Here is a 12,731-nt window from a genome sequence, read left to right on the forward strand (position 1 = left end):
TTTTTCATCTTTACCACTGTAAATATATGTGAGTAAATAGGTGGGTAAAGAAAGGGGAGAAATGTATGACATCTATTGATAAACTTCCCAAGTCTATAGAAATACAGCTTACAGAACAACCTTTATTTCACTCTGTATCCGATTTAATGAAAGATGGGCAATTCGGTGAGCAGTGGCTTGTATTGACTGAGAAGGAGATTTCCGTTTGGGGAACGGACGGGAAACTGGTCTCAAAGCTTCTAGTCTCGAATATTACTGATGCCCGGGTAGTAGGCGGGGTAGGCGGCGGATCGTTGCTTGTGGATACCCAAGAGGGGCCTATTATACTTATACGTTATACAGCATCACTTACCTCTATATTTGGTTTTGCTTCTAAATTAATTGGCGCTGTAGCTAAAGGCGAGGAACGGCCAACCGCTTCTGAAAAAGAGTTTCCAAGGAATTGTCCAAAATGCCGCAATCCACTGCCGGAAGATTCGCAAGCTTGTCCGGTGTGCAAGAGTAACGGCAAGGTTCTATTTCGGATGCTGAGCTATGCCAAGCCTTATAAGATCCAAATGATCGCTGCGGCGATTATGTTGATTTTTACTACATTGGTAGAGCTTGTTCCACCTTTTTTGACGAAGATGATCGTTGATAATGTGTTGACAGAAAAGGATATGGGCTCAACGCTTCTATGGATTGTGATCGGGCTAGCAGCCACATCCTTAGTAATTACTTTAATGCAGACTGTACGTGGACTTATAGGGGTATGGATTGGTTCCAAAATCATGGGTGATCTTCGTCATGATGTGTATCATTCCTTGATGAAATTATCTTTATCTTTTTTCGACCGAAGACAATCTTCGCAATTTATTGGACGGGTGAATAATGATTCAGAGGCGATGCGGCAATTTATGACTGACGGTGTAATCTGGGTCTCGGGTGAATTGCTACGGGTAATCGCTATTTTCACTATTATGTTCAGTATGGATTGGAAGCTAACGCTGCTTGCTATGCTGCCTATGCCGCTTATGGTGGTGCTGTCGACCGTGTTATGGCCGATGATTGGCAGACGTTGGTACCAGCAGTGGAGATCTATTTTTAGATTAAACGCTTTGGTTGGCGATTCTTTGCAGGGGATTCGTGTAGTCAAAGCATTCGGTCAGGAAACAACAGAGATGTCACGTTATACAGTCGCCAATAAGGAGCTGGTTCGGCATAATATTCGGATCGAAGGCTTATGGCAGGGGATGTTTCCTGCTTTTGCGTTGGTTGCTGGTGTGGGTACGTTATTAATTTGGTTTTATGGCGGGAAAACGGTGCTACAGGGACAATTATCCATCGGTACGCTAATCGCTTTGGTGACCTACCTTGGGATGCTTCTCGGACCTTTGCAGTGGGTGAGCCAAATGATCAACTGGGCCAGCCATGCGATTTCAGCAGCAGATCGGGTCTTTGAAATTATGGATACACCGTCAGATGTGCCTGATACTGTGAATCCAGCAGCCATCGGCCGCGTAAACGGTGAGGTTGAGTTTAAGCGGGTTACTTATGGATACGAAAAACATCATCCTGTGCTCAAGAATGTGAATTTAAAAGTGGGTGCGGGCGAGATGATTGGTCTGGTCGGACATTCAGGTGCCGGTAAGTCGACATTCATTAATATGATCTGTCGCTTCTATGACACAGATGAGGGAACTATTACCATCGATGGTGTGGACATCCGAAATATCAGCCAGTCAGATCTGCGTAGTCAGATCGGTGTAGTGCTGCAGGAGACGTTTCTATTCGACGGAACGATTGCTGAGAATATTGCCTATTCTAAACCGGACGCTACGGAATTAGAAATCATGCGCGCTGCAAAAATTGCCAACGCCCATGATTTTATCGTTCAATTGCCGGATGGCTATGATACAAGAGTTGGGGAACGTGGCCATAAATTGTCCGGTGGAGAGAAGCAGCGAGTGTCTATTGCCCGAGCAATAATTCACGATCCGCGAATTCTAATCCTAGATGAAGCAACAGCTTCTGTAGATACAGTGACCGAGCGACAAATTCAAGAAGCGATCTCGCGACTGGTAAAAGGCAGAACGACATTCGCGATTGCCCATCGATTATCCACGCTAAGAAATGCGAACCGTCTTGTAGTGCTTGAACGCGGGAAGATCATTGAAGTGGGTACACATGAGGAATTGCTTGCTGCAGAAGGTGCTTACTTCAAGCTAGTTGAGGCACAGAAGGAAATGTCGCAGATTAAGGGGGTTGAGATGCATGAGTGATCCGAATCTTGTTAACGGGGAATTGAATCCTAAAGATCCCTATGAGATTAACATTCTTGAACCGGGTGCAATCTCTTTTAGCCGCAGTCAAGGTGGCGTGTTTCAAGGAGTAGTGGAGGGTCAAGTCTATGAGGAATTAATTCTTTTTCGTATATTTCCATTCCAATATACCACGGAGTATATTTCAGTTCGTAACTCCAAGAGTGAGGAGATCGGAGTCATTCGTGACATTGATCAGCTCGATGAAGAAAGTCGGGTGGAAGTGGACACAGAGCTCCGGCTGCGGTATTTTCTTCCGGTTGTAACCCGCATTGATTCTATTAAGCAAAAAGCGGATATGTGGATTTGGGAGCTGCAAACGAATCTGGGCCAGACCCGGATCGTTATGCGGAACCTGCACGAGCATATGCAGTATCCAAGTCATAAACGAATCATTCTTACGGATATCAATGGAAAAAGATGCGAAATCCGTGATTATCTAGCCCTGGATGTTCAGAGCCGAAGCAAGCTGAAGGATGTTTTATAGTCTAGTTATGAAAAAGCTCCACAGCCATTTGTTGATGGCCTGCGGGGCCTCTTTTTTTATCCGTAGTTTCTGCTAAGGAAAAATTTGATGGCGTTCTCTCTTCGGTATGGTAATATATTACAACCGGATCTTTACCATAGGGGAGGTATGTGAGTGAAGCATAAATGGATCAATTCGCCGTACACCTTTGCTTTAGGGATGTTTGCGATGATGGTTCCCAGTCAGGCATTTAGTTCATTTTACAGTTACTTTTATGTTGAAAAATTAGGATTGGGCATTGGACTTGCTACATTAGCCAGAACCATCTTTCTGATCTGGGATGCGGTAAACAATCCGTTATTCGGCTATTGGTCAGATCGCACAGATACTCGTTTGGGTCGACGCAGACCATGGGTGTTTGGCTCAATTCCGTTATTCATGCTGGCATTTGTACTGGTTTTCTCCCCTCCCGGCGGATTATCTGAAAATGGATTGTTCACTTGGTTTCTAGTCACACTTATTTTCTATGAGGCTGTCGCCACTGTGTTATGGGTGAATTATGGAGCGTTACTCCCGGAGCTCTTCCGTGGAGACCGTATTCGGGCAAAAGCCTCTGCGATTCAGCAAGGCTATCAAGTTGTAGCTTTGTTAATCGGTACTGCCTTAACCCCAATTATTTTTGCAGCTATTGGTTTCTCTAATATGGCTATAGTGTATGCCTGTCTCTTTGGAGTGTTTATGTTTTTATGTATGATGAATGTCCAAGAAAAGAAGGAGCCCACAGAGCAGGAACCCTTGAAGTTGATTCCGGCTTTTCGGGAGACCATTCGGAATAAAAAGTTTTGGGTGTTTAATATTTCGAACTCTTTTGCCCAAACGGTGAATGGACTTGTAAGCTCGATGATTCCTTTTTATGCAAAATATGTACTTCATATCTCAGAGGCTCAGGTATCGATTTTACTCGCAGCTGTTTTTGTTTCGGTCATTCCATTAGTATTCGTGTGGTACTGGATGATTCGTAAGATGGACGGGGTTAAGGCGTGGCGGTTATCACTGATCTTATATGCGTTATCGGTAATTCCGTTATGGTTTGGTTATGACCTCTTAAGTGGCGTGGCTGCTGGCGTAGTTGTCGGTTTCGGATTAGCCGGATTTCTAGTGACCCCAGCAATAGTAGGTGGCAAGATTATTGATGAGGATGCGGAAAAAACAGGTCTGAGAAGAGAAGGAATCTACACGGCTGTAAGCGGGTTCATCACTCGTTCAAGCGGGTTAATCTCTGCGTTAGCTTTTTTCATTGTAGGTATGATCTTTGGCTATCAAGGCGGCGATGACCCAGGGTCCAATCCTGAAGCGACATTTAGGTATTTAATAAGTGTGGTGCCATTATGTCTTTTGGCCATAGCTGTTGTCATATCCTTCACAATGAAATTTACATTTATGGACTCTTTGAGAGGTGAGGCTGACTATGAACAAAAAATTAATCATCAATTGTGATGATTTTGGGCAAAGTCCCCCCATGAATCAGGCGATAAAACATCTGCTGGAAGAGGAAAAGGTATCCTCAGCAACGATTATGGCGGTGGCCCCTGGCTTTGAGGAGGCGGCTACATGGTGTAGTCGCAGGCAACAACGGAATGTGGGACTTCACTTGACGATGACTAGTGAATTTGAGGCTTTGCGCTGGGCGAGCCTGACGGGGGAGGCTTCTCTTCACGACGAGAGCGGACATCAATATAGGACGGTAAAAGAGTTCGAACAGGGGGCGCAGACAAAAGCCGTACTAAAGGAGATAGATGCGCAGTACGAGCGAGTGAAACAGTCGGGAATAGTGATTAGCCATGTAGACAACCACATGGGTAGTTTATACGGAATGGAAACAGGACGCAGCTTGCTTCCGCAGACGTTGTGGAAAATTTCGCGCTGGGGATTGCCCTCACGATTCTTCAGATACATCCATGCTGAGGATCCGCTTTTGGCATCGCTGAAAAATATTGAACGACCAGTTGCCCTTGGAGCAGGGCTGGCGGATACGTTTGGGGTGCCGATTCCCGACTATTTGCTATCGCATCCTTTTGGTGTAGAGGAAGGCGAGACGTATGAAAGTTTTAAAAGATCTATTATTGCTAAGCTGTATTCGTTGCCAGATGGCGTTAGTGAGACCTATATTCATCCCGGGATAGACGATCCATGGATGCAAGCAAATATTCCGCACTGGAGTAAGCGAGTTTGGGAGTATAAGTTGCCCTTTGATGATGATTTTACCTATGCCCTCAGTGATGCTAAGGTTGAATTGACGAATTATCGTTATGTACAGGAGCATCTAAAACGTCCACGGTTAAGATCTGCAGGCAGATTGTTAAAGAACCTGATAAGATTATGAGCAAAAATAAAAGACACCTTGAGGGGTGTCTTTTGATTATCCCATTAATCCTTTTAGCCCGTTAAGGAAGGGGGAAATAGATTTAATCATATTGTAGCCCATCTTCATAACCGGCATAGTTTTTTGTACCATTCCAATAAAGTTGCCGATTCCCCCGAACCCGCCAAATCCGCCAAAACCACCGCCTCCAGAACTGGCAGCCCCTGCTCCTGCGGAGCCTAGAGCGCCTCCACCCATTCCGAAAAGTGAGCCGAATAAGGGCATTAGTCCTGATACGTTTGCTTTCCGGGAGCGGGAAGAAGAGTGTTTTTTTGATTTTCTGTGTTTGTTTTTACGTGGTTTGGAAAGGGTCAGTCCATTCTTATCGAGGCCGGTTATCCATCCTATATACGTACGTCCATCATGTAACGTAATGCACACGGGTCTACCTTTCAGCTGTTCAGCACGTTTGCGAATCTTCGTTGTATTTGCCATTTGTGGATCACCTCATTGGTCTATTTACTTCTATATTACTCAGATATTTTTGTGTTGCTTGTGCTAGTTCATCATAAAAAAATATTTGGGTGAAAGAGCTGCCACTTGTGTTGATGCCCATAATAATTCATTACACTCATACAATTTAATGTGCGATAAATAAATTATGGAGGGGTGAAAACTTGATATCAGCATGGATTGGGAGTATTACTTTTTTGGGAGCAGTGATTCTTTATATACTGCTGTCTCTGGGATTGCCTTATGGGGAATTTGCAATGGGAGGAAGGCATAGAATTATGCCTCCACAAATGAGAGTCGCGTGTGGAGTTTCAGTAGTGATACAGCTAATTGCCATCCTGTACTTATTGCAGGCAGGGAATGTGATCTCTATTGGAGTACCTTTTGATAGAAGGGTATGTTATTTTTTTGCCGTCTATTTAATGCTTAATACTATAATGAACTTATTGTCGAGGAGCATGAAAGAAAAACTTGTGATGACACCCTTATCTTTAATAACTGCAATCTGTTTTGGGATTACTGCTATGAATGGGTAAAAAGTAGTGCCGGACATAGATTCGACTTTTCTAGACTTTATATAGGATTGTTTTTAGGACACATCTGGTGAAGATGTGTTCTTTTTGCATCTATTGACTCTTGACCTATAAAAACGGATTCATGAGTCTAGGTCTTTCTTCTTATGTTATTATATTTAACATTGTTTTATATTATTTTTACAATTATATGATAATTGGTTATGTTTGTGTGATATAATATCACAGAAATTATGTGAAAATGATAGGGAGGACTAATATTATTATGGGATGGAAGACACGATGGAATAAGCCGATTGCTTCTGTATTAGCAACTGCAGTGCTTTCTTTGCAGGTGTTTGGAGGTATTGGTTTGGGTGCAGCTTGGGGTACAGATAAAGCTGAAGCAGCATCCGCAGCCACAGCCAAACTCCGGCTGATGAGCACGACGGACGTGCACACCAATGTCTACGGCTGGGACTATTTTAAGAATGCGGCTTCAGTAACTGTCGGTCTTGACCGCACAGCAAGCTTGGTGAAACAAGCCAAAAGTGAAGAACCCAACACCCTCCTGCTCGACAATGGGGACTTGATTCAAGGAACTCCGCTAGGTACTTATGTGGCGAAGGAATCGGATCTGAAGGATCCTACTAATGTTACTGATATCCATCCGATGATTGCAGCCATGAACGCTATGGGATATGATGCTGCGACTTTTGGTAATCATGAATTCAATTATGGATTACAATTTTTAGATCGTACGATAAACGGTAGCGCTGGTAATGAGATGACTACTGGAGCCAATTTTGATTATGTGAATGCCAATATATATAAAATGGATGGCGTTACAAATGCTTATCAACCTTATGTTATTATTCCTAAGAAAGTAACGGATAGTAACGGCGATGAGCAGACGATTCAAGTTGGTCTAATCGGCCTAGTTACTCCTCAAATCATGGAGTGGGACAAGGTTAATCTGGAAGGCAAAGTTGTCGTTGAAGATATTGCTAAAACGGCAGAAAAATTTGTTCCTGAAATGAAAGCTAAGGGAGCAGATATTATTGTTGCTATGGCCCATACGGGGTTTGATGTTAACGCCGTTGTTGGAGACGGTTCTGAGAATGATATTAACGCTTTGAGTAAGGTTCCTAATATTGATGCGATTACGTTCTCTCATACGCATAAGGTATTCCCAACAGGGAATAACGATACGTTGGACGCGTCGTTCAAAGATCCTGTTACTAAACAACCGTATGCAAACGAAAAGGCTGTGATCGATAATGTGAATGGCCACATTAACGGTACGCCTGCTGTACAAGCTGGTTACGGCGGAGCTTATTTGGGTCTAATCGATCTGAACATTGTATACGATGGTAGTGACTGGACGGTAGACAAGCAAAGTTCAAAAGCTTCTGCTCGTTCTATTTATAAGACAGAGAATAAAGTGAATATACCACTGGTTGAGCCTGATGCGGCTGTAGATGCAGCTGTTGCAGCAGCACATGAGGCTACTATTGCTTATACTGGACAAAAGCTTGGTGTTACAACAGCTCCGATGAACAGCTATTTCGCAATGGTTCAGGATGATCCTACGGTTCAACTTGTTACGTATGCACAAAAGTGGTACGTTCAGAATTATATTGATATCAATGTTCCTCAATATAAGGACCTTGCCATTCTTAGTGTTGGTGCTCCTTTTAAAGCAGGACGCAACGGACCTGATGAGTACACCAGTATTGATAAGGGTGACTTGACTATTCGTAGCGCAAGTGACCTGTATTTATACGATAATACCCTTAAAGCAATCAAAGTTAAGGGTTCTGTTGTAAAAGAATGGCTGGAAATGAGTGCGGGCGCATTTAACCGCATCAAACCAGGGATCTCGACTCCGCAGTCTCTGTTGAATACGAAATTTTCAGTTTTTAACTTCGATGTAATCGATGGGGTTCAATATAAAATTGATGTGACGAAAAACGCGAAGTACAATCCGGATGGTACGATTAATGATGCTTCTTCGAGTCGTGTAACGGATGTCACTTACAATGATCAACCTTTAGATCTAGATCAGGATTTCATTGTTGTTACTAATAATTACCGCGCAAGTGGTGGCGGGAACTTCCCGGGTGTTAAAGGTGCAGAGCTGGTTGTAGACTCTCAAGATGAGAATCGTCAGGTTCTGATGGACTACATCAGTGAAGCTGGTACGATTGATCCAACTGCTGATGGTAACTGGTTCTTGGCACCTATCAAAGGCAATGTGAATGTTACATTTACAACAACACCTAAAGCGGCAAATGTACTCCCAGCGAACATTTCCGATACTGGACAGCAAGATAATAAGGGCTTTGGAATTTTCAAGCTAGATCTAAGTGTGAAGACACCTGCACCGACGGAAGATGTGGAGGTTCACCTTCTTGGAATTAATGACTTCCACGGTCAACTCGACACTGTTTCTACAGTGAACAATAAGTCTGTAGGCACAGCAGCCTATCTCGCGACTTATTTGAAAGCAACTCGTGCAAAATATGAGAACTCATTACTCTTCCATAATGGTGACTCCGTTGGAGCATCCGCTCCAGTATCATCCCTTGAGCGCGATGAGCCGACTCATGCTTGGATGAACATGATGAAATTTGATGTGGGTTCTCTTGGTAATCACGAATTTGACCAAGGTGTTGATGCACTGATGACACAGCTTTATGGTGGTGTCGACCCTAAGGATAATAAAGTTAACCATGCTGGATCTGATTTTGATTATGTTAATGCGAATGCAGTGGATGCCAAAACTGGCGAGCCAATTATTAATCCTTATGTAATCAAAGAAGTAGGCGGTGTGAAGATCGGCTTTATTGGTCTTGTAACGAAATCCACACCAAGCAAGGTAGCACCTTCCGGTACGGCTGGCGTGCATTTCCTTACGCCTGAAGAGGAAGTGGCGGCTGTTGAGAAATACGCTAAGGAGCTTCAATCTAAAGGTGTTGAGACGATTATCGTGCTTGCACATGATCCTGCAACAACCAAAGATGGTGTGACTACAGGTGAAGCGGCTGATCTAGCCAATGCGCTTCCTGCGGAATCCCCTGTTGATGTTATCGTTGCTGGTGATAACCATGCACTTGCAAATGGAACAGTAAACGGCAAGCTGATTGTACAAGCTTATTCTTACGGTACAGCATTTGAGGATATCAAGTTGATCATTGATCCTAAAACAGGTGATGTGAAGGACAAGTCTGCTGTGGTAACTTCCACCTTCCATGATGGGGTAACACCAGATCCGGAAAGTGTGGCACTGGTTAATGCTTACCTTGAGAAGCATCCTGAGCTCACTCAACCAGTGGGTACAACGGACGGAACTATCACTCGTACCGATGCTTACAATAATGAGGCTGCACTTGGTAATCTGATTGCTGACTCTATGCGTAATGCTGACTTCGGCGATGGTGCAAAAGCTGCCGATTTCGCCTTTATGAATCCAGGCGGTATCCGTGCGGACCTTCCGAAAGGTCCTGTAACCTTCGGCGATCTGGCTAAAATTCAGCCATTCGGCAACACGCTTGTGAAGCTGACACTAACCGGAGCGCAAATCAAAACATTGCTGCAACAGCAATGGAATGTAAAAGCTGATGGAACACCAGATATCAAAACGCTGCAAATTTCCGGACTGAAATATACAGCGAATATGTATCTGCCAGTAGCCGATCGTATTGCGAGCCTCACACTAACTGATGGAACACCAATTAATCCTACGCAGAAATATACAGCAGTAGTAAATAACTTTATGGCTGCGGGTGGAGATAACTACAAGGTTCTGACTCAAGCTAGTGATTCATTGGCTGGACCTATTGATTTGGACGTGTTCTACGACTACATTGTAAAGACGTTTAATGGCAAAGAGATTAAAGCAGCCATTGAAGGTCGTATTATTAATAAATTAAAGGCTGATTCGGGATCAGGCAGTGGCAGTGGAGGCGGTTCTACCGGTGTAACTCCAACGCCTACTCCAACCGCGAAACCAACAGCAACACCAGCACCATCAACAGCACCAACGGCAACACCTGCACCAACTACTGCGCCAGCAGCAAACTTCAAGGATCTGGGCAAGGTAGCTTGGGCGAAAGAAGCTATTGAAGCATTGGCTGCTAAGGGCATTCTGAAAGGTCTGGATGCAAATACTTTTGCGCCAACCAAAACAGTGACTAGAGCAGAGTTCGTTACGATGCTGGTACGCGCACTGAATCTTACGGGTTCAGCGACAACCAGTTCGTTCAACGATGTTAAACAAGGAGTTTGGTACACGGATTCTATCGCCCTTGCGGTGAAGGCTGGACTTGTACAAGGCTCTGGAAATGGCAAATTTGAACCGGGTCGTGAAGTGACTCGTGAAGAGATGGCCATTATGGTTGCTAACGCACTGAAAGACAAACTACAGCCGATTGATAAAAATGCAGCATTGGGTAAGTTTGCAGACAAGTCCAGTATTGCTCCTTATGCACAAGAGGCTATCGCACAGCTAACTCAATTGGGAATCGTCAACGGTGTTGATGGTGGGAAATTTGCACCTAAGGGTATAGCTAATCGCGCTCAAGCAGCGGTTATCATCTATCGCATGCTTGGACAAGCATCATAATTCTATTGTTCTAACTAAAAGTGTATCGATGATCCTCTTGAGGGCATCGATACACTTTTTTTAAATATAAGAAAGTATAAGTGACACCAATACTCTTATAGTCTTCCCTTAAACGCTTACTGCCCTTACAAGGACACCGAAGGCGCTTTTACTTGTTAAATTTGTTGTTGCTCTTTCTGTGAAATCATGTTAACTTATATTCTGCACTGTATTTTTTTTATATCTTGTGCGGTCGTGGCGGAATTGGCAGACGCGCACGGTTCAGGTCCGTGTGGGCTAACCCCCGTGGAGGTTCGAGTCCTCTCGACCGCATACCTAAGTGCATATAAACAGGCAATACTTTTGAATCGCTCTTCAACCTGAAGAGCCTTTTTCTATTTATACGCATAATTCAATTTGACAAACTCTATGTAAAAGAAGTGAAGCAAAGATGGAGCCTAATGTAGGTGTAAATACGAAGCAAAGTGTGCGGTTTCTAGAAAAGTATTTCTCTGGTGAATCGATAGATTATCGTCAGATGATTGCTTTATTCATCCCTATCCTAGTGGATCAGGCCTTTGTGGTGGGTCTTAATCTAGTGAATACAGCTATGATAAGCTCGTCTGGTGTGGCAGCTATCAGTGCGGTCAATATGATAGATTCTCTTAATATTTTTCTCATTAGTGTGTTTATTGCCGTCTCAACAGGTGGGACGGTTGTTGTTGCGCAGTATAAAGGGAGCGGCAATGACCTCATGGTGTCAAAAGCTACGGCAGGTGCTACGTCATCTGTTTCGCTGATGGCATTTGCTATTGGGATGTTCGGAATTCTTTTTCACAATCCGCTGTTGAATTTACTATTTGGAGCGGCCTCACCGGAGGTTATGGAGAACGCCCGAATATATTTAATCGGGAGCTGTATCTCTTATCTTGGTATAGCTGTTGTGGAAGCGGTATGTGGTGCTCTTCGTGGAATTGGTAGAACGAGGGCCTCGCTTGTACTTTCGCTAATTATGAATTTAACTTATGTCTTATTGAATCTCGTCTTTATTAACCTGTTGCATATGGGTGTTCTGGGAATGACCATTTCTATAAATATAGCTAGATACCTGGGGGCGTTCTGCGCACTTTATTATCTATTCCGATTGGACAACGATCTGCATATCCGTATTCGCGATCTTGTAGCGGTTAAGCTGTCTATGCTGAAAAAAATAATGTTCATCGGGATGCCGTTTGCGGCGGAGCAGATGTTCTTTAACGGTGGTAAAATTCTGACTCAGATCTTCATCGTTAGTCTGGGTACGTATGCACTTGCGACTAATGCGATTGCCTCCTCCTTTGCAGGGATTATGCAAATCCCGGGGAATGCGTTGTCCTTGACGATTATTACAGTGGTGGGACAATGTATGGGAAGCAATAATGTTAAGGATGCTCGAAAATTTATTAAATCATTCCTTGTCACCTCTTCTCTTTCCCTGGTGGTGATGGGGTTGCTGATTATGCCTTTTTTCAATCCATTAGTGTCAATGTTCCATCCTCCTGCTGAGATTGTGGGTGATATCTTCCTGATTGTGCTCATCAATACGATTGCGCAAATTCCGTTATGGTCTATAAGCTTTATTACGCCTTCGGCGCTTAGAGCGGCAGGGGATTCCAAGTTTACCTCCATGGTTTCGATGCTTACGATGTGGCTGTTCCGTGTAGTGCTCGGATACATCTTAGGTATTGTTCTGAACTTTGGTATACTCGGCGTTTGGCTGGCGATGAATTGTGAGTGGGGGATCAGAGGTTTGATTTTCCTGCGGCGATTTATGGGCAAGAAATGGGTTCAGCATCGTGTTATATAATAGATATAAAAAATCAAAGGACACCCTGATGGGTGTCTTTTTTGCATGCTCTGATGAGTGCCTCTGGAGAATGCAGCTTGAGTATTTCTTGGGTAGCGGGGTAATAATATGTAGGAATTGCGTCTT

General features: G+C 43.8%; 7 protein-coding genes and 1 tRNA gene. 7 read left to right on the forward strand and 1 reads right to left on the reverse strand.

Features of this window, described 5'->3' with window-relative positions:
- The first annotated feature begins 65 nt into the window (after nucleotides 1–65).
- The 4 genes from NST58_RS01215 (at nucleotide 66) to NST58_RS01230 (ending at nucleotide 5,149) form a co-directional block, all read left to right on the forward strand.
- On the forward strand, nucleotides 66–2,261 hold the full coding sequence (locus NST58_RS01215; RefSeq protein ID WP_076282639.1) for an ABC transporter ATP-binding protein: 2,196 nt from the start codon (nucleotides 66–68) through the stop codon (nucleotides 2,259–2,261).
- On the forward strand, nucleotides 2,254–2,787 hold the full coding sequence (locus NST58_RS01220) for a DUF1854 domain-containing protein (protein ID WP_051491493.1): 534 nt from the start codon (nucleotides 2,254–2,256) through the stop codon (nucleotides 2,785–2,787). The genes NST58_RS01215 and NST58_RS01220 overlap by 8 nt, the downstream gene beginning before the upstream one ends.
- Nucleotides 2,788–2,940: 153 nt before the next feature.
- On the forward strand, nucleotides 2,941–4,263 hold the full coding sequence (locus tag NST58_RS01225) for an MFS transporter (protein ID WP_076126931.1): 1,323 nt from the start codon (nucleotides 2,941–2,943) through the stop codon (nucleotides 4,261–4,263).
- Nucleotides 4,235–5,149: a polysaccharide deacetylase family protein gene (locus NST58_RS01230; RefSeq protein WP_339245737.1), complete on the forward strand. Its 915-nt coding sequence runs from the start codon at nucleotides 4,235–4,237 to the stop codon at nucleotides 5,147–5,149. Before NST58_RS01225 ends, NST58_RS01230 begins: the two co-directional genes overlap by 29 nt.
- A gap of 36 nt (nucleotides 5,150–5,185) precedes the next feature.
- Here NST58_RS01230 and NST58_RS01235 read toward each other — a convergent pair whose 3' ends face one another.
- Complete coding sequence (locus NST58_RS01235) at nucleotides 5,186–5,623, reverse strand: hypothetical protein (protein WP_076126935.1); 438 nt, start codon at nucleotides 5,621–5,623, stop codon at nucleotides 5,186–5,188.
- Nucleotides 5,624–6,439: 816 nt separating this feature from the next.
- Between NST58_RS01235 and NST58_RS01240 the strand changes: the two genes are divergently transcribed.
- The 3 genes from NST58_RS01240 to NST58_RS01250 all read left to right on the forward strand — a co-directional run bounded on the left by NST58_RS01240 (nucleotide 6,440) and on the right by NST58_RS01250 (nucleotide 12,605).
- Nucleotides 6,440–10,780 carry a bifunctional 2',3'-cyclic-nucleotide 2'-phosphodiesterase/3'-nucleotidase gene (locus NST58_RS01240; protein ID WP_339245740.1) on the forward strand — a complete coding sequence of 1,447 codons (4,341 nt, stop codon included), beginning with the start codon at nucleotides 6,440–6,442 and terminating at the stop codon, nucleotides 10,778–10,780.
- 228 nt (nucleotides 10,781–11,008) lie between these two features.
- Nucleotides 11,009–11,092 (forward strand) — tRNA-Leu (locus NST58_RS01245).
- Nucleotides 11,093–11,210: 118 nt separating this feature from the next.
- Complete coding sequence (locus NST58_RS01250) at nucleotides 11,211–12,605, forward strand: MATE family efflux transporter (protein WP_076135377.1); 1,395 nt, start codon at nucleotides 11,211–11,213, stop codon at nucleotides 12,603–12,605.
- The last annotated feature ends 126 nt before the right edge of the window (nucleotides 12,606–12,731 follow it).

The sequence above is a fragment of the Paenibacillus sp. FSL R10-2796 genome, assembly GCF_037965315.1.
In the GTDB taxonomy this organism is placed as follows: Bacteria; Bacillota; Bacilli; order Paenibacillales; family Paenibacillaceae; genus Paenibacillus_AQ; species Paenibacillus_AQ odorifer.

Excerpts from the sequence above, each read along its gene's own strand:
- NST58_RS01215 (WP_076282639.1), top strand. The coding sequence starts at position 66 with ATGACATCTATTGATAAACTTCCCAAGTCTATAGAAATACAGCTTACA.
- NST58_RS01220 (WP_051491493.1), top strand. The coding sequence starts at position 2,254 with ATGAGTGATCCGAATCTTGTTAACGGGGAATTGAATCCTAAAGATCCC.
- NST58_RS01230 (WP_339245737.1), top strand. The coding sequence starts at position 4,235 with ATGAACAAAAAATTAATCATCAATTGTGATGATTTTGGGCAAAGTCCC.
- NST58_RS01235 (WP_076126935.1), bottom strand. The coding sequence starts at position 5,623 with ATGGCAAATACAACGAAGATTCGCAAACGTGCTGAACAGCTGAAAGGT.
- NST58_RS01240 (WP_339245740.1), top strand. The coding sequence starts at position 6,440 with ATGGGATGGAAGACACGATGGAATAAGCCGATTGCTTCTGTATTAGCA.
- NST58_RS01250 (WP_076135377.1), top strand. The coding sequence starts at position 11,211 with ATGGAGCCTAATGTAGGTGTAAATACGAAGCAAAGTGTGCGGTTTCTA.